Annotated in this window: 22 protein-coding genes and 1 riboswitch; of the genes, 19 read left to right on the top strand and 3 right to left on the bottom strand. The window is 52.3% G+C overall.

The window, feature by feature from the left end; translation table 11 throughout:
- The first annotated feature begins 107 nt into the window (after positions 1 to 107).
- The 4 genes from sigH to BM322_RS04060 all read left to right on the top strand — a co-directional run bounded on the left by sigH (position 108) and on the right by BM322_RS04060 (position 3,577).
- Positions 108 to 857, top strand: coding sequence for an RNA polymerase sporulation sigma factor SigH (gene sigH, locus BM322_RS04075; RefSeq protein ID WP_075428632.1), 750 nt, complete (start codon positions 108 to 110; stop codon positions 855 to 857).
- Positions 858 to 944: 87 nt separating this feature from the next.
- Positions 945 to 1,074: riboswitch (molybdenum cofactor riboswitch) on the top strand.
- The gene (modA, locus tag BM322_RS04070) at positions 1,070 to 1,864 is read left to right on the top strand and encodes a molybdate ABC transporter substrate-binding protein (protein ID WP_082334369.1); all 795 of its coding nucleotides are present in this window, start codon (positions 1,070 to 1,072) and stop codon (positions 1,862 to 1,864) included. Its footprint overlaps the riboswitch before it by 5 nt.
- Before the next feature lies 1 nt (position 1,865).
- Complete coding sequence (gene modB / locus BM322_RS04065; protein WP_075428631.1) at positions 1,866 to 2,537, top strand: molybdate ABC transporter permease subunit; 672 nt, start codon at positions 1,866 to 1,868, stop codon at positions 2,535 to 2,537.
- Positions 2,528 to 3,577 (top strand): sulfate/molybdate ABC transporter ATP-binding protein, encoded by a 1,050-nt coding sequence (locus BM322_RS04060; RefSeq protein ID WP_075428630.1) that lies wholly within the window; start codon positions 2,528 to 2,530, stop codon positions 3,575 to 3,577. The genes modB and BM322_RS04060 overlap by 10 nt, the downstream gene beginning before the upstream one ends.
- A gap of 281 nt (positions 3,578 to 3,858) precedes the next feature.
- Here the strand turns inward: BM322_RS04060 and BM322_RS04055 are convergent, their stop codons facing one another.
- Positions 3,859 to 5,349 (bottom strand): L-fucose/L-arabinose isomerase family protein, encoded by a 1,491-nt coding sequence (locus BM322_RS04055; protein WP_075428629.1) that lies wholly within the window; start codon positions 5,347 to 5,349, stop codon positions 3,859 to 3,861.
- A 322-nt stretch (positions 5,350 to 5,671) separates the two neighbouring features.
- Between BM322_RS04055 and xylB the strand changes: the two genes are divergently transcribed.
- The 6 genes from xylB (at position 5,672) to BM322_RS04025 (ending at position 13,546) form a co-directional block, all read left to right on the top strand.
- Positions 5,672 to 7,195, top strand: a complete 1,524-nt coding sequence (gene xylB / locus BM322_RS04050; protein ID WP_075428628.1) for a xylulokinase — start codon at positions 5,672 to 5,674, stop codon at positions 7,193 to 7,195.
- Between the two features lie 18 nt (positions 7,196 to 7,213).
- Complete coding sequence (locus tag BM322_RS04045) at positions 7,214 to 8,635, top strand: sugar porter family MFS transporter (RefSeq protein WP_075428627.1); 1,422 nt, start codon at positions 7,214 to 7,216, stop codon at positions 8,633 to 8,635.
- Positions 8,636 to 8,661: 26 nt separating this feature from the next.
- Positions 8,662 to 10,077, top strand: a complete 1,416-nt coding sequence (locus BM322_RS04040; RefSeq protein WP_075428626.1) for an MFS transporter — start codon at positions 8,662 to 8,664, stop codon at positions 10,075 to 10,077.
- Positions 10,078 to 10,098: 21 nt separating this feature from the next.
- Complete coding sequence (locus tag BM322_RS04035; protein WP_075428625.1) at positions 10,099 to 11,718, top strand: glycoside hydrolase family 43 protein; 1,620 nt, start codon at positions 10,099 to 10,101, stop codon at positions 11,716 to 11,718.
- A 30-nt stretch (positions 11,719 to 11,748) separates the two neighbouring features.
- Entirely contained in the window at positions 11,749 to 12,378 is a 630-nt protein-coding gene (locus BM322_RS04030) for a DUF4867 family protein (protein ID WP_075428624.1), read from the top strand.
- 151 nt (positions 12,379 to 12,529) lie between these two features.
- Positions 12,530 to 13,546, top strand: coding sequence for a LacI family DNA-binding transcriptional regulator (locus tag BM322_RS04025; protein ID WP_075428623.1), 1,017 nt, complete (start codon positions 12,530 to 12,532; stop codon positions 13,544 to 13,546).
- Between the two features lie 12 nt (positions 13,547 to 13,558).
- Here the strand turns inward: BM322_RS04025 and BM322_RS04020 are convergent, their stop codons facing one another.
- Both BM322_RS04020 and BM322_RS04015 read right to left on the bottom strand, forming a co-directional pair.
- A complete protein-coding gene (locus BM322_RS04020) occupies positions 13,559 to 14,434 on the bottom strand; it encodes a polysaccharide deacetylase family protein (protein ID WP_075428622.1) in 876 nt (291 codons plus the stop codon).
- On the bottom strand, positions 14,431 to 14,886 hold the full coding sequence (locus tag BM322_RS04015; protein ID WP_318254522.1) for a sporulation-specific protein 15: 456 nt from the start codon (positions 14,884 to 14,886) through the stop codon (positions 14,431 to 14,433). The genes BM322_RS04020 and BM322_RS04015 overlap by 4 nt, the downstream gene beginning before the upstream one ends.
- Positions 14,887 to 15,000: 114 nt before the next feature.
- On the opposite strand from BM322_RS04015, the gene BM322_RS04010 reads away from it, so the two are divergent.
- The 9 genes from BM322_RS04010 to BM322_RS03970 all read left to right on the top strand — a co-directional run bounded on the left by BM322_RS04010 (position 15,001) and on the right by BM322_RS03970 (position 23,500).
- A complete protein-coding gene (locus tag BM322_RS04010) occupies positions 15,001 to 15,873 on the top strand; it encodes an ABC transporter ATP-binding protein (protein WP_075428621.1) in 873 nt (290 codons plus the stop codon).
- Positions 15,873 to 16,610, top strand: coding sequence for an ABC transporter permease (locus tag BM322_RS04005; RefSeq protein ID WP_075428620.1), 738 nt, complete (start codon positions 15,873 to 15,875; stop codon positions 16,608 to 16,610). Before BM322_RS04010 ends, BM322_RS04005 begins: the two co-directional genes overlap by 1 nt.
- A gap of 18 nt (positions 16,611 to 16,628) precedes the next feature.
- Positions 16,629 to 17,438: a metal ABC transporter ATP-binding protein gene (locus BM322_RS04000; RefSeq protein ID WP_075428619.1), complete on the top strand. Its 810-nt coding sequence runs from the start codon at positions 16,629 to 16,631 to the stop codon at positions 17,436 to 17,438.
- Between the two features lie 3 nt (positions 17,439 to 17,441).
- On the top strand, positions 17,442 to 18,284 hold the full coding sequence (locus BM322_RS03995; RefSeq protein WP_075428618.1) for a metal ABC transporter permease: 843 nt from the start codon (positions 17,442 to 17,444) through the stop codon (positions 18,282 to 18,284).
- Between the two features lie 80 nt (positions 18,285 to 18,364).
- Entirely contained in the window at positions 18,365 to 19,135 is a 771-nt protein-coding gene (locus BM322_RS03990; protein WP_075428617.1) for a hypothetical protein, read from the top strand.
- Positions 19,136 to 19,222: 87 nt separating this feature from the next.
- Positions 19,223 to 19,837, top strand: coding sequence for a recombinase family protein (locus BM322_RS03985; RefSeq protein WP_075428616.1), 615 nt, complete (start codon positions 19,223 to 19,225; stop codon positions 19,835 to 19,837).
- A gap of 154 nt (positions 19,838 to 19,991) precedes the next feature.
- Positions 19,992 to 20,369: a TIGR02530 family flagellar biosynthesis protein gene (locus tag BM322_RS03980; RefSeq protein ID WP_075428615.1), complete on the top strand. Its 378-nt coding sequence runs from the start codon at positions 19,992 to 19,994 to the stop codon at positions 20,367 to 20,369.
- Between the two features lie 31 nt (positions 20,370 to 20,400).
- Positions 20,401 to 22,464, top strand: coding sequence for a flagellar hook-basal body complex protein (locus BM322_RS03975; RefSeq protein WP_075428614.1), 2,064 nt, complete (start codon positions 20,401 to 20,403; stop codon positions 22,462 to 22,464).
- A 259-nt stretch (positions 22,465 to 22,723) separates the two neighbouring features.
- Complete coding sequence (locus tag BM322_RS03970) at positions 22,724 to 23,500, top strand: MurR/RpiR family transcriptional regulator (protein ID WP_075428613.1); 777 nt, start codon at positions 22,724 to 22,726, stop codon at positions 23,498 to 23,500.
- Positions 23,501 to 23,580 lie beyond the last annotated feature (80 nt).

Here is a 23,580-nt window from a genome sequence, read left to right as displayed (position 1 = left end):
AGTCCTAGAGGAATCCTTGACGCTACCAACAAAGAGGGGGTATAATTTTCTTATCAAGGGAAGTAAGAAAATGAAAACGGGGGTTTTCAGCAAAGGGGAAAAGTGCGATGGAAGCAGAATCGACTACAGAACTTTTTAGCGAAGAATTATATGGGGAATTCGCTAATCTTACGGACGAAGAGATATTATTAGCCATAAGAGATAGGAATGACAAGGTCGCACTCGATTATCTTATCAACAAGTACCGGAATTTTGTACGGGCGAAGGCACGATCGTATTTCCTTATTGGAGCAGATCGCGAGGATATCATCCAGGAGGGCATGATTGGCTTTTACAAGGCCATCCGTGACTTCCGCAATGATAAGCTGTCTTCCTTCCGTGCATTTGCGGAACTTTGTGTGACGCGTCAGATCATTACGGCTATCAAGACAGCTACTCGTCAGAAGCATATTCCACTGAACTCGTATATTTCGCTGAATAAGCCGATCTATGACGAGGACTCAGATCGTACCTTGTTGGATGTGCTGTCTGGTGCAAAAGCTGCCGATCCAGAAGATCTCGTCATCAGCCGGGAAGAGTTCGTTGATATTGAGAAGAAGATGGAAGAGATCCTGTCAGATCTTGAATGGAAAGTGCTCATGAGTTATCTTGATGGCAAGTCCTATCAAGAGATTGCAGAAGATCTTGACCGCCATGTCAAATCGATTGATAATGCATTGCAGCGTGTAAAGCGCAAACTCGAGAAGTATATGGAAAATCGCGGTGATGAGCTGGATATCAGTACAGTGTATCGCGGCCTTAGTTCCATCAATCGCCGTTTGCGTGGTGTCGCTGACGATGACGGACTGATTCATTGATATCAAAGCATAAGGAAGTCCTGCCTGCGGGCAGGGCTTTTTGTGTTGTGATATTTTTTATAGTCTTTCTGCGTGTTTTGGCGTATAATTATGGAGTAACTCCGAGCAAAAGCATCTAAGGTCATGCGCTATGATGCTGCGCCTGGGTAATACCCACAGGGGAGCACAGGAAACCGCGCTCCCTTCCGTTTTGAAAAGGAGGAAAATAACGGATGAAAAAGATTTTGGTCATGGTCATGGCGATGATGACGGCAGTCATGATGGGCTGTGGCAGTCAGCAGGTGGCGAGCACTTCGTCCTCTGCGGAAAAAGAGACGGTTGAGCTGCATGTTGCGGCGGCGGCCAGCCTTACCGATGTCATGAAAGAGCTGGCAGCAAGCTATGAGAAGGAGCATCCCAATGTCAAGGTTGTCTTCAACTTCGGCAGCTCTGGTGCTCTGCAGCAGGCTATCCAGAATGGCGGCGAGACGGATCTGTTCTTCTCAGCGGCGCAGAAACAGATGAATGCGTTGGAAAATGATGGCTTATTGGCTGAGGGGACGCGCTGTGATCTATTGCAGAATGAGGTCGTGCTGATCGTGCCGAAAGATGGCGGCAAAGATCTGGCTGATTTCAGGCAGGTGACGGACAGTAGCATCAAGCATATTGCTCTGGGTGAGCCGAAAGGGGTGCCCGTTGGCCAGTATTCCGAGGAAGTGTTCACGAAACTGGGGATCCTTGATGCGGTAAAAGCAAAAGCGGTCTATGGCTCCGATGTCCGCCAGGTGCTTTCGTGGGTAGAATCCGGCGAGACTGAGTGCGGTGTTGTCTATGCGACGGATGCGGCTGTGTCGGACAAGGTAAAAGTCGTGGCCAAGGCGCCGGCAGATACGCATAAGCCAATCGTCTATCCGGCTGCGGCGCTCAAGGACTCCAAGCAGCTTACTGCTGCCAAGGATTTCCTTGCCTTTGTGGCCAGTGATGCGAATAAGAGGCTCTTTGAAAGATATGGGTTTGAGGTAAAATGATATGGAAATATCACCGCTGATCATCACGCTGGAAACAGCCGGTGCAGCAACGGTGGTGACGTTCTTTGCTGGCATTGGCCTGGCTTTGATGGTGGTGCGCATGAACCGGTTCAAAGGCCTGGCTGATGCCATTATTACGTTGCCGATGGTGCTGCCGCCGACAGTTGTCGGCTTTTTCCTGTTGCTGCTGCTGGGCAAGCGCAGCAGCCTGGGCAGATTCCTGCTCCAATGGGATATCTCGCTGGTGTTCACCTGGAAAGCTGCAGTTATCGCTGCTGTGGTGGTGTCGCTGCCGCTGATGTATCGGACGGCACGGGGCGCTTTCGAGCAGTTGGATCCCAATATCATTCATGCGGCGCGGACGCTGGGGGTATCGGAATGGCGCATCTTCTGGCACATCCTTGTGCCCAATGCGCGTGCTGGTATCCTGGCGGGGGTGGTGCTCTCGTTCACGCGGGCTTTGGGGGAATTCGGTGCAACGATCATGTTTGCTGGCAATATCCCTGGCAAGACCCAGACGATGAGTACAGCCATCTATGCGGCCGTGCAGGCAAATGATTACGAGCTGGCCTTTGATTGGGCTATGGTGATCGTTGTCTTCTCGTTGGTATTTGTCATGCTTATGAACTGGTGGATTGCCCACACAGATAAGGGGGCGGCACTATGGAACTGACCGTAAGTATCCGCAAGCAGCTGCGAAGTTTCGAGTTGGTGGCAGACTTTGCTGTGCAGGATGAGGTCTTTGCTTTGCTGGGGGCTTCGGGCTGTGGCAAGAGCATGACACTTAAGTGCATTGCCGGTATTGAGACGCCTGACAGCGGTCGCATCGTGCTCAATGGACGCGTGCTCTATGATAGTGAGCTAGGGATCGATCTGTCCCCGCAGCAGCGTCATATCGGCTATCTGTTCCAGAATTACGCCCTGTTTCCGAACATGACCATCAAGGAAAATATTGGTTTTGTAGCTAGCGGCCCAGCATCGGAGCGATCGGCAAAGGTTCAGGAAAATCTTGAACGTTTTGGCCTGAAGGAACTGGCTGATGCCTATCCGCATGAGCTTTCTGGCGGGCAGCAACAGCGGGCGGCCTTTGCCCGCATCCTGGCGGCTGATTCAGAACTTCTCTTGCTTGATGAACCTTTTTCGGCCCTCGATGGCTACTTGAAATGGCAGCTGGAGCTTGAGCTCGGCGATGTACTGAAATCATATCATGGGACAGCGCTGCTGGTGTCCCATGACCGCGGCGAAGTCTATCGGCTGGCCGGCAAAGCTGCTGTCATAAAACAAGGCAGGCTGGAACAAGTCCATACCACAAAAGATCTGTTCAAGAATCCTGAAACATTGGCGGCGACGCTCTTGACGGGGTGTAAGAATATTTCCCAGGCTAAACAAGTGGCCAAGCAGCGGATATGGGCTGAGGATTGGGCACTGGAACTGGCTGTCGCAGCTGGGGTGCCGGAAAATATCCGCTATGCAGGGATACGGGCTCATTTTCTGGAGTTGCGGAGCCAGGCGGGAGAAAATACTTATCCGATGGAAATTGTCCAGATCATCGAAGATGTGTTCTCTTATCTGGTGATGATCCGTAGGCAGGGAACTTCGGCTAAACCGATTCGGTGGGAATTGCCCAAAGCAGTGTGGGAGGAATACAGCTCTAGGAAAACGGAGCTCTATGTCTATATCCCTCCGGAAAAGATCATCCTGATGCAGCAATAAAACATAAAATTTGTAACAACGAACCAAAATTTTTACGTTTTTACGTAACACTGCTTCAAAAAATGGGAGAACATATTGTATGAACATGTTAGAGGTATTACTATAAATACATAGTTCATGTAGTTTTTCTACAGCTATAACATAATGGAAATATGCCACTCCCCTTTGCATATTCCGTTTTTCCGTTTTTCCCCAAAAGTAAAACGACAAATTCCCTGAAAAAAGGCAGCTGTGACGACAGCTGCCTTTTTTCTATGGGAATTTATAGGAAGGGGGAATATTTAGGCGAAAGGATTTTCCGTTGGGTAAAGCATGCCTTTGGGCTGATTGAAAGCGACATCGGCAATGCCCAGATACTGGAAAACAGACCAGAGTGTCTTGCCGAAGTGACCGAAGGCTACGGCGCCGTGATGCGGGTAGCGTTTCTGGATCAGCACATGGCGGTAGAAGCGGCCCATCTCCGGGATGGCGAAGATGCCGATGCCACCGAAAGAATGCGTCGATGCCGGCAGGACTTCACCTTCGGCAACATAGGCGCGCAGCTGGCCATCGGAGGTGCTTTGCAGGCGGAAGAAGGTGATGTCGCCTGCTGCGATGTCGCCCTCGAGAGTACCGCGCGTGAAGTCTGGCTTGCCGCCATTTTCAAGCAGGCGGTTCTGGATCAGCTGGTATTTCACGCCACCTTTGCGGAGTTTGCAGAGCGGCGTATTGCCACAGTGGAAACCCATGAAGGTATCTTCGAGTTTGTAGCTGGTCGAAGGTTTGATATCGGCTTCGTAGAGATCTTTCGGGACGCTGTTGTTGATGTCGAGCAGCGTCACTGCATCGCCGCTGACGCAGAGGCCGATGTATTCGCTGAGTGCGCCGTAGATATCGACCTCGCAGGAGACCGGGATGCCCTGGGAGACCATGCGGCTGTTGACATAGCAGGGCTCGAAGCCGAACTCCTTCGGGAAGGCTGGCCAGCATTTATCGGCAAAGGCGACATAGTCACGCGAGCCCTTGTGTTCAGCCATCCAATCCTTGAGCGTGAGCTCGAACTGAGCCATGCGCGGCAGCATTTCCGGATATGGGTTGCCCTCTTGGCCGAGCTCTTTGGCCATATCTTCGACGATGGCTGTGATGCGCGGATCATCCTTGTGGGCGCGGTAAGCGACCAGCAGGTCTAGCTCGGAATTTTCTTCGATTTCCACACCGAGGTCGTAGAGGGGCTGGATTGGCGCATTGCAGGCAAAGAAATCCTGAGGGCGAGGCCCGAACGTGATGATCTTGAGGTGGGAGAGCCCGATAAGCGTACGGGCAATCGGCTGGAACTCGGCAATCATCGTGGCGATATCATCAGCCGTGCCGACAGGATACTCGGGGATGAAGGCCTTGAGATGACGCATGCCGAGATTATACGAGCAATTGAGCATGCCACAGTAAGCATCGCCACGGCCATTGATGAGATCCTTGCCCGTCTCTTCAGCAGCGGAGACATACATGACTGGGCCATCAAATTCTTTGGCAATCAGCGTTTCCGGCGTTTCCGGGCCGAAGTTGCCAAGGAATACAACCAAAGCATTACAGCCGGCCTCTTTGGCTTCTTTGACAGCAGCCAACATATCCGTTTCATTTTCAACAGTCTTCTTTACTTCGTAGAGAGGGCCGTACTTTTTTTTATAGCTTTCCGCGATGGCATGGCGGCGGTTCTCCGACAGGGAAATGATGAAACAGTCGCGGCTCACAGACAGGATACCGCATTTGACAGTTGGGATGTTGCTCATGGTCATGATAAAACGCTCCTTTTTGAAAATATAATCACAGCTAGATGTTGACTGCGTGCGTTCATGTGCACGCCTGATTCGGTTACTAGCATAGCACTGTGAAAATGCATTGTCAATTGTTTTATTTTTATTCGGCTTATTATTGGGGCATTTTGGGGATGAATTACTATATAATGCGCAAATTTATTATTATTTGGGCGCTATAACAAATTTTTAGAAAAATAAAAATTCGTATTGACTCTTGTTTTATCCTGTGATATATTGATGTCGAGCTTGAGCGTGCATAAGCACGCAATACGGAAGCTGGATAAACAGGGGGGCAGGATTTATGAAATATCTTATCGGTATCGACATCGGTACCTCAGCCACCAAGACAGTGCTTTTCGATGAGAACTGTCGGGTTGTGCGGTCATCTTCGCAGGAATATCCGCTCTATCAGCCACAGAATGGCTGGGCGGAGCAGGAGCCGCTGGATTGGTATGGCGCGGTCCTGAAGACGGTGAAGGAGGTGGTCCGCGAGTCAGGGGTACCGGCTGCGGACATCAAGGGGATTGGTCTTTCGGGGCAGATGCATGGGCTGGTCATGCTCAATGAAAAGAATGAGGTCATCCGTCCGGCAATCATCTGGTGTGATCAGCGCACTGGCAAGGAGTGTGAGGAAATCACCCGGCGGGTCGGCAAAGAGCGCCTGATCGAGATCACGGCAAATCCGGCACTTACGGGCTTCACGGCATCGAAGATCCTCTGGGTCCGCAATCATGAGGCCGAAAATTACCGGGCTTGCCGTCATATCTTGCTGCCGAAGGATTATGTGCGTTTCCGCATGACTGGTGACTATGCGACGGAGGTCTCCGATGCGAGCGGCATGCAGCTCCTGGACGTGCCGAACCGCTGCTGGTCCAAGGAGATCCTGGAGAAATTGGAGATTGATGAAGCCTTGCTGCCGAAGGTCTACGAATCGCCAGAGGTGACCGGTCATATCACGGCTGAGTTCGCGGAGCGCACAGGCCTTACCGTCGATACGGTGGTGGTCGGTGGCGCTGGGGACAATGCAGCGGCTGCTGTGGGGACAGGCATTGTCGAAGACGGCCGTGCGTTCACGACCATCGGTACGAGTGGCGTTGTCTTTGCCCATACAAGCGCGCCGCGCATTGATCCGCAGGGACGTGTCCATACGTTCTGTTGTGCGGTGCCGGGCTGCTGGCATGTCATGGGGGTCACGCAGGCAGCGGGCTTGTCGCTCAAATGGTTCCGCGACAATCTGGCCGAAAAGTATAAAGATGAAGCGGTACTCAAAAAGGTTGATGCCTATGACCTCATCAATGAGGATGTGGCCAAGGTGCCGATTGGCAGCCACCGGCTGCTGTATCTGCCTTATCTGATGGGCGAGCGCACACCGCATCTGAATCCTGATTGCCGGGGTGTGTTCTTCGGCCTGTCGGCTATCCATACGAAGGCGGATATGCTGCGCGCCGTCATGGAGGGGGTCAGCTACTCTTTGGCGGATTGTTTCGGCATCCTTAAAGAGATGAAAGTTGATGTCAACGAGATGATGGCTTGCGGCGGCGGTGGCAAGAGCCGCATCTGGCGGCAGATGCTGGCCGATATGTACAACTGCGAGGTCAAGACCATCAAGGCACAGGAGGGGCCAGCCCTGGGCGTGGCTATCCTGGCTGGTGTTGGAGCAGGTATCTTCCGTGATGTGCCATCGGCCTGCCGCCAGTTTATCGAGCAGGATACCTGGTGCCAGCCGGAGCCTGCGGCACATGCGTATTATGAGAAGGGGCATAGGCTCTATCAGAAACTATACGTCCAGCTCAAGGAATGCTATAGCGATCTGGCTGTGTTATAAAAGGGGGAGGTTTTATCCATGGAGGCTTCAATCGCAAGAGATGTGGCTGAGGAACAGGAGACAAGGCATGCGGTGGCACATGTCCGGATGTTCATCTACTTTGCTGCCGGCATGGCAGGTCTGCTCTTCGGCCTCGATCAGGGTGTTATTTCCGGAGCGCTGCCGTTCATCACGCAGGAATGGAATCTCACAAGTGCGGCGCAGGAATGGGTAGTCAGCTCGATGATGGTCGGTGCCGCTACTGGTGCCATCATTGCCTCGGTCATGGCCAAGAAAATCGGCCGCAAGAAAAGCCTGATGATCGGTGCGACACTCTTCATCGTCGGTTCGTTGGGGTCTGGCTTTGCCGTGAGTGCCGATATGCTCATAGGCTTCCGGCTGGTTCTTGGGTTGTCAGTTGGCATAGCATCCTATACGGCGCCGCTGTATTTGGCTGAGATGTCGGATAAGAATGCTCGTGGACGGGTGATATCCGGCTATCAGCTGATGGTCACGGTAGGAATACTTGCCGCATTCCTGTCGGATACGGCTTTCAGCTATACTGGCAACTGGCGCATGATGCTGATGGTCATCGCCCTGCCGGCTGTGCTGCTGCTGCTGACAGTCATCCGCCTGCCGGACAGCCCGCGCTGGCTCGCAGCGGTCGGCCGCATGGAGGACGCATCGCATGTCCTTGAATCCCTGCACGGCAGTGCGCAGGCAGCCATGGAAGAGCTCAAGGATATCAAGGAGACGCTCAAGATCAAGCAGGACGGCTGGGGGCTGTTCAAGGCGAACAAGAATGTCCGCCGGGCGGTGTTCCTCGGCGTGCTGCTGCAGGCTATGCAGCAGTTTACGGGATTCAATGTCATCATGTATTATTCGCCGAAGATCCTGAGCCTGGCTGGGTTCTCGACCACCGAGGATCAGATGATCGGCACGGTCATCAATGGTATCGTCTTTGTCTTGTCCACGTTCATCGCCATTTTCATGGTGGATAAGAATGGCCGCAAGCCGACCCTCAAGATCGGTTTTGGCGTCATGGCACTGTCCATGGCAGTGGTAGGTGTCTGCATGTCGATGCTTGAAGCTGGCACGGCGGATGTGTCGGTTTCCTATCTGGCTGCCATCATGACGATGGTAAGCATTGCTGGCTTTGGCATGAGTGCTGGTCCGATTGTCTGGGTTCTCTGCTCGGAGATCCAGCCGCTCAAGTCCCGCGAATTCGGTGTGGCCTGCTCGACGATGACGAACTGGATCACCTGCGCGATTGTCGGTGCGACATTCCTGACGCTGGTCGATACCTTAGGGTCGGCGCATACCTTCTGGCTCTATGCGCTGCTCAATGGCCTGTTCATCGTCTTGACGCTGGCTTATGTGCCGGAGACGAAGAATGTAACGCTCGAGAATATCGAGAAAAACCTGATGGATGGCAAGAAACTGCGTCATATCGGCTGCTGAACAGCTGGTAGGAGAAGGAGTATAATATGGAAGCTTTGAAGAATTACAAGCTGAGCATGCGGGAAAAGACAGGCTACGCCATGGGTGACCTGGCCTGCAATCTCATCTATACCACGGTTTGCACCTATCTCTTGTTTTTCTATACCAATGTTTATGGCCTGCCGGCGGAAATCGTCGCGACGATGTTCCTCATCGTGCGGGTGATGGATGCCATTGTGGATCCGATTGTCGGAACCTTCGTGGATAAGCACACCTTCCGCTATGGCAAGTTCCGGCCCTATCTGCTCTACGGTGCGTTCCCCTTTGCAGTGCTGGGCATCCTTTGCTTCAGCACGCCGGAGCTCACCCAGGGCGCGAGCATCATCTATGCCTATGCGACCTACATCGGCCTGTCTCTGGTCTATACGACCATCAACATCCCGTATGGTGCCCTTACGGCTGCGATGACCCGCGACAACAAGGAAGTCGTCAGCATGACTTCAATCCGCATGCTCTGTGCGAATCTGGGTGGTCTCATCGTTTCCTTCGGCATCCCCGTACTGGTCACGATGATTTCTGGCAGCTATACGGGTGAGGAGTCCCGCTTCGGCTGGCAGGTGACCATGGGCCTTTATAGCGTCATCGGTGCCTTGCTGCTGCTCTACTGCTTCTCCCAGACGAAGGAGCGCATCAAGATCGACCCGTCCAATGATGAGAAGCTGCGCTTTGTCGATGTGTTCAAGCAGTTCAAGGTCAATCGTCCGCTGGTTGTCCTGAGCCTGTTCTTCATCATCCTCTTCGGCATGATGGCGGTCATGAATTCCATTGGCACGTATTTCATCACCTATAACTGCAACCGTCCGGATCTCATCCAGTGGTATGGCCTTATCGGTACCTTGCCGGCCTTCTTCCTGCTGCCGCTGGTGCCGACGTTCAACAAGCTGGTCGGCAAGATCAACCTGCTGCGCATCTCCCTGGTGCTCGGCATGGTGGGCTGCATCGTCACCTATCTGGTACCGGCTGACAACATCACACTGGTACTCATCGCGCGCTTCATCGGCTCCTGCGGCATAATCGTCGCTGGCGGTTTCATGTGGGCTTTGATCCCGGAGACCATCGAGTATGGCGAGTACAAGACGGGCAAGCGGCTGAGCGGCATGATCTATGCGATCATCGGCTTCTTCTTCAAGTTCGGCCTGGCCTTGGGCGGCATCGTTCCGGGCTTCATGCTGGCGCGGTTTGGCTATGTGGCCAATCAGGTGCAGACGCCGGAGGCCCTGCAGGGCATCTTGCTGACGACGACCTTGATCCCGCTGCTGTTCTTGGCAGTGGCCTTCGTGGACATCTGCTTCTATGGCCTCGATGATGAACGCTATCACGAAATCGTGACGGAGCTTGAGAGCCGTCATCAGCAGGAACAGGAGCATGAGCATGAAGGTACGCCGGCAGCAGGGACTATGTAAGGGATAAAAGGAGCATTCACTATGAAGATACAGAATCCAATCTTGAAAGGTTTCAATCCGGATCCGAGCATCGTGCGGGCCGGGGAGGATTATTACATTGCCACGTCCACCTTTGAATGGTTTCCCGGTGTGCAGATCCATCATTCCAAGGATCTGGTGCATTGGCATCTCATCGCTCATCCCCTTGACACCACGGAAATGCTCGACATGAAGGGCAATCCGGATTCGGGCGGGATCTGGGCGCCGGATCTCAGCTACGCTGACGGCAAGTTCTGGCTGATCTACACGGATGTCAAGGTGGTGGATGGCATGTGGAAGGACTGCCATAACTATCTTACGACGGCCGAAGATATCAAAGGGCCGTGGTCAAAGCCAATCCTTTTGAATGGGGCAGGATTTGATGCCTCGCTGTTCCATGATCCCAGCGGCCGCAAATATCTGGTCAATATGTATTGGGACCAGCGGGTTTACCATCACAATTTCTATGGCATTGCCCTGCAGGAATATTCGGTGGCAGAAGAAAAGCTCATCGGCCAGCCGGAAATCATCTACAAGGGTACGGATATCGCCTACACCGAAGGCCCGCACCTTTACCACATCAATGATATGTATTATCTGATGACAGCTGAGGGCGGCACGACGTATCAGCATTCGGAGACCATCGCGCGGAGCAAGAGCATCCATGGTCCCTACGAGATCCAGCCCGATTACCCCATGCTGTCCGCTTGGGCGGATATCCATAATCCGCTGCAGAAATGCGGTCATGCCTCGCTGGTGCAGACGCAGGCGGGGGAGTGGTACCTGGCGCATCTGACGGGGCGTCCGCTGCCGGCCCCCGACGGTTTTCCCAGCCGCGAGCGCGAGCAGCACGCCTACTGCCCGCTGGGCCGTGAAACCGCCATCGAAAAAATCGAATGGCGCGATGGCTGGCCTGTCGTAGTTGGCGGCCGCCAGGGCAGCCTGGAGGTACCTGCACCGGAGCTTCCGGCGCAGGAATGGGACGCTACCTATGACGAGGTGGATGATTTCGATGCGGATACCTTGAACATCAATTTCCAGACCCTGCGGATACCCTTTACGGAAACGCTGGGAAGCCTTACTGCCCGCCCGGGATTCCTGCGGCTCTATGGCCGTGAATCCCTGCAGTCGAAATTCACCCAGGCCCATGTGGCACGCCGCTGGCAGTCGTTCCAGTTTGATGCCCAGACCAGCGTGGAATTCCAGCCGGTTTCGTTCCAGCAGATGGCGGGAATGACCTGCTATTACAATACGGAGAACTGGTCCAGCTTCCACGTGACCTGGAATGAGAGCAAGGGACGCTGTATCGATCTGGTCATTGCCGATAATGGCAGCTTCTCGATGCCGTTGGCCGGGCAGGAAATCCCCGTGCCGGAGGATGTGAAGGCGGTCCACTTCAAAGTGGAGGTCCGTGGCCGGAGCTACCGCTATGGGTATTCCTTTGATGGCGCATCGTTCACGTTCCTGCCGGTCACGCTGGCCAGCTGGAAGTTGTCCGATGACTATGTGCGGGGTGGTGGCTTTTTCACCGGGGCGTTTGTCGGCATGAACTGCATCGACATCACGGGAACTGCGCTGCCCGCTGACTTTGATTATTTCAGCTACAAAGAATCAGAAGAATGATTGGATAAATAGAATCGCGAGGTGCAGAAAATGAAAATCAGCAGTGTCAAAGAAAAAGGATTCCGTCCCTATGGCCGTGTGCTGCCGCTGGATGTGGCTGGCTTTGTGGAGACTATCAAAGCCCGTCCAGCCGTGAAGAAGGGCGAGGTGGTCTACGAGCCGTCGGTTCAGGAGTTTGAAGACCTGCCACTCTACCAGGAACTCAAGGATAAGACCTATGGCGAGCAGGCTATCGAGTTCGGCCATTGCAGCGGCTGGAATGAAAAGCTCAATGCTGTGGAGTATCATCGTTCCTCGGAAATCGATATTGCGGCGACGGACCTTTATCTGATTCTGGGCCGCCAGCAGGATATCGACTATGAGACGAATACCTACGATACGAGCAAGATGGAGGTATTCTTTGTGCCGGCCGGCACGGCGGTGGAGCTTTATGCGACGACGCTTCATTATGCGCCGTGCGGCAAGGAGGGCCAGGAGTTCCGCTGCGGCGTCGTGCTGCCCAAGGGCACGAACGAGGAGCTGCGCGAAAAGCCCGGCCAGCAGGCCGAGGACCGGCTGCTCTTTGCAGACAACAAATGGCTGATCGCCCACAAGGAGAGCGGTCTTGACCGCGATGGCGCTTGGATTGGCTTGCAGGGAGAGAATATCGAACTTTGCTGATGGAGCACGAAAGCCTCTTCTGCCAGAGATGACAGAGGAGGCTTTTGTTTATTAAAAGGATTTGTTATTTACGAAAGCGGAAAAACTTGCTAAAATACGGATATCATAAGGAACGAGAATAAGGGATTATGCAGGATAGCGAGATGATAGTATGGTTACCATGAAGAAAATTGCTGAGCTTTGCGGCGTATCGCGCGGGACGGTTGACCGTGCCTTGAATGGCCGTGGCCGTGTCAATGCCGAAACAGCGGAGCATATCCGCAAGATGGCTAAGCAGCTGGGCTATGAGCCGAATCCGGCTGGCAAAGCATTAGCGGCCCGCAAGAATCGGCCCATCATCGGCGTGATTTTATCGTCGGAGGGCAATGCTTTTTTTGACAAGGTGATAGAGGGCATGAAGGATGCGGCAAGGGAGTATGCGGTTTATGGCTTGCAGGTAGACATCCGCACGATGAAAGGCTATCAGCCAGAGGAACAGCTGCGGCTCATGGAAGAATTGCAGCCAGAGGTCAAGGCGCTGATCCTCAATCCCATCAATGATGCGCGGGTGGTCGCTAAGATCGATGAACTGGTGGCTGCGGGGATTTTTGTCGTCAATGTCAATAACGATGTTGACGGGTCAAAACGCCATTGCTATGTGGGCAGTGATTATTTTAACGGCGGGATTACGGCCTGTGCCTTGCTGGAGGCAATGTTTGGGCGCCGGGCGGAGATTGGCCTGGTGCTTGGTAGCCGGCAGGTGCTCGGTCATAAGCAGCGGCTCGATGGCTTTATGCATCGCATGCAGCGTGTGGAGGATTTCCATGTCATCGATGTCATCGAGCATGAGGATGATGAGATCTTTGCGTATGAGCGCACGAAGGCTTTCCTCACGGCCCACCCCGAGACGACGGCCGTCGTTTCCCTGGCTGCTGGTGTCTATGGGATCGGCCGCGCCGTCATGCAGCTGCCCAAAGAAAAACGGCCGATGGTTATCGCCTTCGACAGCGTACCAACGACCGTGGAAATGATGAAGTTTGGGGTGGTGCGGGCTATTATCTTCCAGCACCCATACCGGCAGGGACATCTGGCTGTAGATCTTGCCTTCTCGTATCTTGTCAATGGCCGTATGCCGGATAAGCAGGAGTATATCATGAAAAATGAGATCCGCCTGCTGGAAAATCTCTGAGGCGGCGTGCAATCACCAAGGCTGTGGTGTCATCGGCGTGATGACGCCAAAGGTAAAGCCCTTGGCCTTGAGGATACGGATGATTTCGGGCAGGGCTTTGACGGTTTCCTCATGGCCTTCGGAGCTATGCATGAGGATGATGGCAAAGTCCTTGTTATCCGTCTGGCTGTCGATATTGCCGATGAAATCCTGCGCGGTGGGATGGCCTGGGGCCGCATCGGCGGAGCTGACATTCCAGTCGTGCTCGACATAGCCGTTTGCTGTCAGCGCTGTCCGATAGGCCTCGGTAAAATGACCGACAACTCCACCAGGTGCCCGCAGGATAAGCGGGCGAAAACCGATGATATTCTTGATGATATCATCGGTTTTTTGCATTTCGGCAAGAAAGCCATCGACGGAGGGATACAGCTTTTTATAATCGTGGTCATAGCTGTGGTTGCCGATGGCATGATGCTCGTCAAAGATGCGCTTCAAGACATCGGGATGAAGTTCGGCATGGGCACCAGTCACATAAAAGGTAGCTGGTACATCATTTTCCCTCAGGATGTCGAGGATGGCAGGGGTGTTCTTGTCATCGGGGCCATCGTCAAAGGTCAGATAGGCGACTTTGCCCTCTTTATAGGGCTGGAGCTGGGGCAGTTGCGTCGGCAGGTTTTTGGCCCGGCGCTCGGCGATGGTATATTGGTCATAGACGGGCAGGCTGGGCGTGTCAAGCTGCAGGTTGGCAAGGCCGCTATCTGCCAGGATACAGGCTGGGGCAGTCACGGGCTCCGTGGTATCCGCTGCTTTTTGTGGTGTGCTGGTGTCTGTTGCCGGCGTGCTGCTGCCACAGCCTGCCAGCAGCAGGGCCAGCGATAATGTGAGTATGGACAGGATTTGGCGGGTCAACGTAATGGTGCGCCTCCTTGCTTGGCAGTTTCTGCCGACGCTGCAGCCGCGAGCTCGGCGCGCAGGCCATCATAAAATTTCAAGAGACCGTCGAGGATGGCATCGCGATTGTTGTCCTGGAGACTTTTCGTTTTCTTGAGTTCTCGCGTCGTCTCGAGCACGTTGCCGATTGTCAGGATATAGTTGTATTCTTCTTCGAGGATCTGGGCGGCGTCGAGCGGGTCAAGGCAGCCAGTCTCCTTGGTGAGCTTGTCGTATTCGCTGCTGAGGGCCTTGAGGTTCTTTTTCTGGGTCAGTGCCAGGCTCAGGTTGTCAGCGGTCACACGGGCCAGGGATCTATTGATGGTGTCACGCATGGCATGCATATCGCGCAGGCGTTTCTGCAGGGCCTGGATATTGCGTGTCATGCGCTGGGCCTCAGCTGGTGAAAGATTGATTTGTTGATCGGTCATGTTTACATCTCCTTGTTGATTCTGCTAGAATCTATTGTAGCGGAATTTTGCCGGAAAGTCCAAGTCTTGACGGATTTGCTACAATATTATAGTAGAAGACATGGGAGTTACGTCATGATAACCATAGAGAATTTGACCAAGAGATTCCCGCATAAGACAAAAGCGGGCAAGAATACAGATAAGACAGCAGTCGATGGGCTGTCGCTGTCCATTGGCGCGGGGGAGATCTTCGGACTGCTCGGCCCTAATGGCGCGGGCAAGACGACGACCATCCGCATGCTGACGATGCAGACCCAGCCGACGAGCGGCCGCATCTGCTACGAGGGAAGGGCGCTTGCCGCCTATGCCCAGGAGCTCAAGAGCGTCATCGGTGTCGTGCCGCAGCATGTGAATTTCGACCAGGACCTCACGGTGGGGGAAAACCTCGAGCTGCATGCGCGGCTCCATCATATGAAAGGCGAGGATAGGCGGCAGCGCATCCATGAGCTCTTGCAATATGTCGAGCTCACCGATGTGGTAAATGATGGTGTACGCCGCCTGTCGGGCGGCATGAAACGCCGGCTGCTGATTGCGCGTGCGCTTTTGCATCGCCCGCGCATCTTGTTTATGGATGAGCCGACGGTGGCCCTTGACCCGCAGGTGCGACGCCGCATCTGGCAGCTTATCCGGCAGATGGCCCGGGATGGCGTCACGGTCTTCTTGACGACCCATTATATCGAGGAGGCCGAATCGCTTTGCGACCGCGTGGCAATCCTGAATAAGGGAAGGCTTGTGGCCCTTGATACGCCTAAGGAGTTTTGCGAGCAGCTTGGCCGCTATACGGTCGAGTGGGATGGCAGTGAAGGGCGCGAGTATAAGTTCTTTGCCGAAAAACAGGCGGCAGCGGAATTTGCTGGCCAGCAGGCAGGCGACGGCTCCATACTCATACGGCCGACAAATCTTGAGGACGCGTTCATTGAGCTCACGGGGCGAAAGGAGGGCATCTGATGCTTTATGATATCTGGACGGTGTTCTGGCGCGATTGGGTCGTACTCAAGCGCCGGATGACGAAGTTCATCCTGTCGCGGATGGTGGCACCGATGCTCTATCTTGTCGCCTTTGGCTGGGGCCTTGGCCGCAGCATCCAGGTGGAGTCAGGCTCGTATCTCGACTTTCTCGTGCCAGGCATCCTGGCCCTCAACTCGATGAACATAAGCTTCAACAGCATCACGCCAGTGCACGCCGAGCGCATCTACCATAAGAGCCTCGAAGAATACATCATCGCGCCGATATGGCCCGATGCCTTTGTCATTGGCAAGGTGCTGGCAGCCGTACTGCGCGGCCTGATTTCCTCGGCCATCATCGTGGCCTTGGCGCTGGCCTTTGGCGCCCATTTCACGCTGACGCCGCTGTTTTTGCTCGTATTGGTGCTCAACTGCATCATTTTTGCCGAGATCGGCTTCATTGCGGCTATGAAGATACGGACTTATGAGGAAATGAGCCAGGTCAACACCTATATCCTGCTGCCTATGTCGTTCCTTTGTGGCACGTTCTTTTCGACACATGCCTTGCCAGATCTCTTGCGCTATGTCATCGAGCTCCTGCCGCTGACACATACGAGCTATCTGCTGCGCGGCCTGGGCAGTGGCAGCCAGACTGCGCTGACATCGGTGCTGGTGCTGATTATCTATGCCCTGCTGGGCTTTGTGCTCGGGAGCCGGTCCTTCCGCCGGCTGACCCGCTGAGTTTAAGGAGTAACGGAATTGTTTAAGAATATCATACATCATCACGCAGCTTCGAGCGAAGACTGCGCGAAATTATGCTGTACGCGAATCGAGGATTTTGCGGTCAAGATTGGCCGTCAGACCATTTTTACAGATGTCAACATCCATATCCATTGCGGCCAGCTGACGGCGATAATCGGCCCCAATGGCGCAGGCAAGAGCACGCTTTTGAAGGCCATCTTAGGTGAGGTGCCGCATCAGGGAAAACTTCACTATGTCGATGCCAAGGGCAAGCACACGGGCCATCCGGTTATCGGCTATGTGCCGCAGTATCTGCGTTTTGATGTCAGTGCGCCGACCAGTGTCATGGATATCTTTATGGCCTGCCTGTCGAAACGGCCGGTCTGGCTCTGCTCGGATAAGAGCCTGCGCCCGCAGGTCGAGAAAAGTCTGGCGCGTGTCCATGCTGAGCACTTGATTGACCGCCGCCTCGGGGCGCTGTCGGGAGGCGAGCTGCAGCGCGTGCTGCTGGCTTTGGCACTTGATCCGCTGCCGGACCTGCTGCTGCTTGACGAGCCGGTGTCAGGCGTTGACCAGAATGGCTTGGAGCTTTTCTATGAGATCCTGGCCGAGCTGCGTGAGCAGGAAGACATGGCCATCATCCTGATATCGCATGACCTCAACATGGTGGCGCGTCATGCTGACCAGGTCGTGCTGCTGAACCAGCGTGTCGTCACGCAGGGCACGCCGGATGAGGTGTTCAGCGACGCGCGCACGCGCCGCATCTTTGGCATGCTGGCGGGCGGCGATGCAGCCGTGGAAAGCCATGCAGATGATGGGGAGGGCTGACTGATGGAAATGATTTACAGCATCATGGATATCCTGTTGCCCTTTGACTGGGCCAGCCATATGTTCATGAAACATGCCCTGCTTGCCATCCTGCTTGTAACGCCCTTGTTTGGTCTTTTGAGCACGATGGTGGTCTCAAATCGCATGGCCTTCTTCTCCGATTCCCTAGGCCATGGGGCCTTTACCGGCATAGCGATTGGCGTGCTGCTGGGCGTGGTATCGCCGCTGGTATCGCTGGTGGCGTTCTCCATCCTGTTTGCGCTCTGCATCACCTATATCAAGAATAAGAGCACGGCTTCAACGGATACGATTATCGGCGTGTTTTCGTCGACGGCCATAGCTTTGGGCCTGATGATCATGACGAGTGGCGGTGGTTTCAACAAGTTTTCGTCATTCCTGATCGGGGATGTCCTGAGCATCACTGAGGAAGACTTGCAGGCCTTGGCGTTCGTATTCCTGCTGGTCATTGCAGGATGGGCCTTTCTCTACAACAAGCTGCTTATCCTGTCCATCAACTCATCCTTTGCCCGCAGCCGCGGCATCCAGACATTTTGGGTCGAGGGGCTGTTTGCGGCAATCCTGGCGGTGGTTGTCTCCATCAGTATCCAGTGGGTCGGCATCCTGATTATCAATGCGCTGTTGGTGCTGCCAGCGGCGGCAGCCCGCAATGTGACGAATAATGTCAAGCAATATCACCTGGTATCTGTTTGCCTGGCACTGCTCACAGGTGTCAGCGGCTTGATCCTTGCCTATTATTTCAATATGGCGGCAGGGGCAACAATCGTCGTGCTGTCCGCGCTGGTATTTTTTGTGACGATTGCACTCAAGCCGTATTTTATCCGCTGAGAATAAAGGAGTTTGCCAATAGACCGCGAAAAAATAAAAGGGATTAGATGTAAGGTGAGGGTCTGAAGGAGTGACACAGGATGGCGGCAGATAGTGATAAGCAAAAACTCCGCGAAGAAATGCAGGACATGTTTGGCGAAATGCTGGAACTGCACAAGCGCATGCTGCTGGTGGCAATTGAGCTGCATAAAGCTATGGAAGAAGATGGCGATCCGCGGGGCATCAGCAATAGCAATGAATTTTTGTCGTTGATGAAACAGCAGCGGACGCTGTTGATTTTAGGGATGGTACATAAGGCAAATATGGCAGATTCCGAAGAAGAGTGCGGCAAGCTGATTCCGTTTCCTGTGCGGGCGACCAAGGCGAACCTGGAGGCTACGGTCCGCCACTATATCCCGCAGAATATTGAGCGCCTGGCAAAGGAGCATGCCGATATCATGCGCATGGCGAAGATGACAGGCTACTTTGCCTGGTCACTGCCGAAGTCGTGCGTCTCCCATGTAAAGACCACGACGGTAACGACCTATGAATGTGCCAACTGTAATGTACTCTGCAATGCCAAGGAAAATTTTGCGGGCAATGGTTTTGATTTTCTGCATCGTCAGCTCTATCGCCAATATGCGCAGTGGAATTCGTGGATGCGGCAGTTTTTGGGCGAACGTAAAAAGACGCTGGCAGAACTGCAGCCAGCTATCGTCGACGAGGCCTGCCGCAAACATCTGATGGAACACTTTGCCAAAGCTGATACTTTTGATGGGCAGGAGTGTTATGGCTGCCCGGTAATCCGTCAATCGTTTGCGGCCCTGCAGAAGCAGAATGCCAAATGGAACGATGCCGATGAAATCCATTGAGGGATAATACAGATACTCAGTAAAATAAATGGGGCTATGCATGCTGGATGCGTGCATAGCCCTATTATTTTATTGGGGAGGATTATTATGCAGCAAATCTTGGGATATGTGCGCGTGAGCACGCGGGAGCAGAATCTGGGGCGGCAGCTGGCCGCTATGCGGAAGATGGGAATCGAGCCGCAAAACATTTATATGGATAAAATATCGGGCAAGGATTTTGTGCGGCCGCAGTATCAGAAGCTTATGCAGCGTATCGATGACGAGACGATTCTCTGTATCCATTCCATTGACCGGCTGGGCCGCAATTATCGCGAGGTGTTGGAGCAATGGCAGAAGATAACCAAAGTCAAAGGCGCCGATATTGTTGTTTTTGATATGCCGCTATTGGATACACGGCGAGGCAAGGATTTATTGGGGACATTTGTCAGCGACCTTATCTTGCAGGTGCTGTCCTTTGTGGCCGAAAACGAGCGGCACAACATCCGTCAGCGGCAGGCCGAAGGGATTGCTGAAGCGCATCGGCGTGGTGTGCGCTTTGGCCGGCCGCAGAAGCCGTTGCCACAGGGATTTGCCCGTGTGTATCAAGCCTGGCGGCGCGGAGAGCTTTCACTGAACCAGGCAGCCAGGAAAATAAACATGCCGGTTTCTACGTTCTATAATAAATGTCAGCAGCAAAAAGAGCGCGAAAAGCGTCGGAAATAAGCAAACAGCCTATTCGGAAAAGTATACTTTTTTGAATAGGCTGTTTTTATTTTAGTCTTCTTTCTTTTTCGGTGATAGTTCTAGTTTTTTTATATAGAATTTGTCTATTCCGAAAAGTATAGGTTTTAAAACACACATGAGGGTTGAGGCAACTATGAAAGAAATCGTCAAAACACCAGCGAAAGCCGAGCAGGGAATGGCAGGAATCGGCAGGAGACAGGGAACGTCGCCAAAACCAAACGCAACGGCATTTGCTCGCGAACTGCACGCGGTGAAACATGGCGTCAAATTTTCGCGCCATGCAGAAAAGCGGCTGGAACTGCGCGGGATAGCATTGGATGAGGAGGACAAAGCGCGTCTGGAATCTGCTGTTGACCGCATGGCCGCCAAAGGCTCGCGGGAAGCACTGATTTGGATGAAGCAGACGGCCCTTGTCGTAAGCGTGAAAAACCGCACGGTTATCACGGCTGTGGATGAAGCAAGTGCTAAAGAAAATATTTTTACCAACATAGACAGTGCCGCAATACTTTAAGGCACATGGGATAAAGGAGAAGTGATTAATCATGATGCGTTCATTATATGCCGGTGTCTCGGGGCTCAAAGGCCATCAGACGCGAATGGATGTAATTGGCAACAACATTGCCAACGTTAATACGACAGGTTTCAAATCCAGCCGCGTGACCTTCGCGGATACGCTTAACCAGACGATTTCTGGTGCTGGCGCACCTAGTGGGAATCTTGGTGGAACAAATCCTAAACAAATTGGTTTGGGGACAGGTGTATCTAGTATTGACATGTTATTTACAGATGGGTCGGTACAGGCTACGGGTAAAAATACTGATTTATGCATTTCAGGAAATGGTTTGTTTGTGGTAAAAAAAGGAAATGAAACTTTTTATACCCGTAATGGTGCATTTGAGTTTGATGCCAATGGAAATCTGGTGATGCCAGGAAGTGGTATGAAAGTTCAAGGCTATATAGCTAAGAATGGTGATATCAGTAATGCTGCCGGCGACCCTGATGGTGATATCCAGATTCAGGTAGGTAAGGGAATGGATGCAGCGGCAACTACGCTTGCCTCATACACGAAAAATTTACAGGCAGATATGACGGGCTACAATATTAGTAATATGATTGTAAAATATGCTGATGGTACGCAAGAAACAGTAACCTCATATACTCCGACGAAAATAGATAAGGGAACAATAACTCTTACTACAAATACTGGAGAAACGATTGAAGTAGATGATACTGCAGGATTTAATTTTACGACAAATCAACAATTGAGTGGTACTACACTATGGACGAAAACTATAAACTCAGTTACAGCAAATTCTTCAGGAACGGTAGATGTACAGGTAAATTCTGGTTCATCATCGACATTGGTTAACCCTAGTCCGTTAAATCTTACTGGCTTGACAAGTGGAAACTATACATATGGTGGGTCGATAGCACTTTCGGGAAAAATTGTTACTAATGGTGTTACTGCTGTAGGTCCGGCTACGAATCCGAATTCTGCAGTGGAAGTTACCTTTGAGCTTGATAGTAATTTTGGAACAGCAGCAGGCCAACAGGTTACAGTTAGGATTCCGAATCCGCAGAATGCTACCTATAGTGATGGGGATCTAGTCACATTTGGTGGATTTACGATTGGAACGATTAAACCTAATGCTGGAGCTGAAATTAATTGTGCAGACGGACGGAAAGATACGGCACAATCGACATTTAGTATTACATCGGCGAATCAGTCATATGTGAGGACAGGAAGAGCTTCAGATGGCATGATAACAGCTATTACAAGACATGGCGAGGGAACTGCGTATAGATTTAACGGAAAAGATATTGACTCACTTAGTATTGTGACGTCTGATGGGAAGACGTTGACTGGATTATTAGGAAAGAATTATAACAGTGGCGATACTTTCTATTCTTCGATAACGACAACTGTGGCAGTATATGATACTGATGGTGGTTTGCATTCAATACCGGTATTGTTTACACGAACGGCAGGAGCAGAGAGTACTTGGGAGTTGAGCTTAGCTGGTGGCAGTGATACCTATAGCGTTATAGAAGATGATGGGACAGCACTGGCAGTATCTTTAAGTAAAAGTAATTTAGTTTTTGATGGTAAAGGACAGTATGTGTCAGGTAGCGCTTCCTTGGCTATTTCTCGTTCCGGCGACAGAAACTTTGATGATGGAGAAGTAACCTTAAATTTAAGTGGCCTTACCCAGTATGCAGGTACTAGTACTATTTCGAATAAGAGTGATGGCAATGCTTCGGGAAATTTGCAGAGTGTTTCTATTGACAGTAGCGGTGTTATAACGGGCGTATATTCTAATGGTGTAAAACAAGCAGAGGCAAAAATAGCCATTGCTACGTTTAATAATGCCGCAGGATTGACTAAAACAGGAAACAGTCTTTATCAAGAATCAAACAATTCAGGAAAAGTTTCGTATGATTCGACAGGCTCTACGATAACTTCGTCAGCCTTGGAAATGTCCAACGTGGATATTGCCAACGAGTTCTCGGATATGATTGTTACCCAGCGTGGTTTCCAGTCGAATTCCAAGATTATCACGGTCAGTGATGAAATGCTTGAGACAATGATTAATATGAAACGCTAATATAGGCAAGCGGCAACCAATTTGGTTGCCGCTTTTTTCGCTAGGAAGTAGTAAGATATCGGGGGATTCATTCTCGTGAGAAAAGTATGTGATTTTGAAGAGCTTTTTCACGGGAATGAAAAACTTCGTGAAATCGTACCTTTTGGCTGGGAGCGAAATTGACAAGTCATTGACCGGTCAAATTGACTTGTCAAATTTTAGGACTTGGATGTGCTATACTGTAAACAGTTGTTGTATTGCTGGCAGAAGGGATGATGGCATGAAGTTGGAAGAGCTGGTGAAGCATAATCTTAGCCGGTTGAACGAGACCGATTTGATTGTTTGGCGCTATATCTATGCGCATTTGGAAGAGTGTTGTTATATATCGATTTATGATCTGGCAGATGCCTGCCATGTTTCGCGCACAACGGTGATGCGGTTTGCAAAGAAGCTGGGCTTTGATGGCTTCAGTGATTTGAAGGCCATGCTCAAGATGGAGTATGCCAAGCCCCATGACAAGCCTACCCAGACGATCGCCGAGGCGACGACTGCCTTGTGCCAGGCCATCGGCGAGGAAATTGCCAAGCAGGATTTCGAGCGTGTCAATCGGCTGATGCATCGTGCCCGCCGCGTGTTTGTCTTTGCTTCGGGGCTCGTGCAGCGCAATATCGCCAATGAACTTACGCGGCTGTTCCTGCAGATGAATCAATATCTGTATACCATTTACGGCCCGGATGAGTTTCGCATCACGATGGAGAATGCGACGCCTGAGGATCTTTTTGTCATCATTTCACTGAGCGGCGAGAGTGACCGTGTGGTGGATTTTGCCAAGACGCTGCATGCTAAAGGCGTGCCACTGATCTCGATGACGCGGCTGCAAAGCAATTCACTGGCACGGCTCAGTACCGAAAATCTTTATGTGACGCCTAGGGCGCTTCCCGTGGCATCGAAACGTCCTTATGAATCGACGCTGGCCTTTTTCCTGATGGTGGAAATCTGGTTTGTCAGCTATACGCAGTTTTTGGCAGAGCAGGATGGTGACAGCGAAGATACCTAAGGCAAAATGTGATATATCACGCCAGATCGTGACAAGTCACAGGCTGGGGTGACGTCTCCCGAACCACGCCAAAACTATTG

The sequence above is a fragment of the Selenomonas sp. GACV-9 genome (genome assembly GCA_900116485.1).
In the GTDB taxonomy this organism is placed as follows: Bacteria; Bacillota; Negativicutes; order Selenomonadales; family Selenomonadaceae; genus Selenomonas_A; species Selenomonas_A ruminantium_G.
The sequence above is the reverse complement of the archived record's forward strand: the minus strand, read 5'-3'. Positions and strand labels throughout refer to the sequence as shown.

What these genes read in the sequence shown, in the direction of transcription:
- sigH (WP_075428632.1), top strand. Translation starts at nt 108, where the DNA reads ATGGAAGCAGAATCGACTACAGAACTTTTTAGCGAAGAATTATATGGG.
- modA (WP_082334369.1), top strand. Translation starts at nt 1,070, where the DNA reads ATGAAAAAGATTTTGGTCATGGTCATGGCGATGATGACGGCAGTCATG.
- modB (WP_075428631.1), top strand. Translation starts at nt 1,866, where the DNA reads ATGGAAATATCACCGCTGATCATCACGCTGGAAACAGCCGGTGCAGCA.
- BM322_RS04060 (WP_075428630.1), top strand. Translation starts at nt 2,528, where the DNA reads ATGGAACTGACCGTAAGTATCCGCAAGCAGCTGCGAAGTTTCGAGTTG.
- BM322_RS04055 (WP_075428629.1), bottom strand. Translation starts at nt 5,349, where the DNA reads ATGACCATGAGCAACATCCCAACTGTCAAATGCGGTATCCTGTCTGTG.
- xylB (WP_075428628.1), top strand. Translation starts at nt 5,672, where the DNA reads ATGAAATATCTTATCGGTATCGACATCGGTACCTCAGCCACCAAGACA.
- BM322_RS04045 (WP_075428627.1), top strand. Translation starts at nt 7,214, where the DNA reads ATGGAGGCTTCAATCGCAAGAGATGTGGCTGAGGAACAGGAGACAAGG.
- BM322_RS04040 (WP_075428626.1), top strand. Translation starts at nt 8,662, where the DNA reads ATGGAAGCTTTGAAGAATTACAAGCTGAGCATGCGGGAAAAGACAGGC.
- BM322_RS04035 (WP_075428625.1), top strand. Translation starts at nt 10,099, where the DNA reads ATGAAGATACAGAATCCAATCTTGAAAGGTTTCAATCCGGATCCGAGC.
- BM322_RS04030 (WP_075428624.1), top strand. Translation starts at nt 11,749, where the DNA reads ATGAAAATCAGCAGTGTCAAAGAAAAAGGATTCCGTCCCTATGGCCGT.
- BM322_RS04025 (WP_075428623.1), top strand. Translation starts at nt 12,530, where the DNA reads ATGGTTACCATGAAGAAAATTGCTGAGCTTTGCGGCGTATCGCGCGGG.
- BM322_RS04015 (WP_318254522.1), bottom strand. Translation starts at nt 14,886, where the DNA reads ATGACCGATCAACAAATCAATCTTTCACCAGCTGAGGCCCAGCGCATG.
- BM322_RS04010 (WP_075428621.1), top strand. Translation starts at nt 15,001, where the DNA reads ATGATAACCATAGAGAATTTGACCAAGAGATTCCCGCATAAGACAAAA.
- BM322_RS04005 (WP_075428620.1), top strand. Translation starts at nt 15,873, where the DNA reads ATGCTTTATGATATCTGGACGGTGTTCTGGCGCGATTGGGTCGTACTC.
- BM322_RS03995 (WP_075428618.1), top strand. Translation starts at nt 17,442, where the DNA reads ATGGAAATGATTTACAGCATCATGGATATCCTGTTGCCCTTTGACTGG.
- BM322_RS03990 (WP_075428617.1), top strand. Translation starts at nt 18,365, where the DNA reads ATGGCGGCAGATAGTGATAAGCAAAAACTCCGCGAAGAAATGCAGGAC.
- BM322_RS03985 (WP_075428616.1), top strand. Translation starts at nt 19,223, where the DNA reads ATGCAGCAAATCTTGGGATATGTGCGCGTGAGCACGCGGGAGCAGAAT.
- BM322_RS03980 (WP_075428615.1), top strand. Translation starts at nt 19,992, where the DNA reads ATGAAAGAAATCGTCAAAACACCAGCGAAAGCCGAGCAGGGAATGGCA.
- BM322_RS03975 (WP_075428614.1), top strand. Translation starts at nt 20,401, where the DNA reads ATGATGCGTTCATTATATGCCGGTGTCTCGGGGCTCAAAGGCCATCAG.
- BM322_RS03970 (WP_075428613.1), top strand. Translation starts at nt 22,724, where the DNA reads ATGAAGTTGGAAGAGCTGGTGAAGCATAATCTTAGCCGGTTGAACGAG.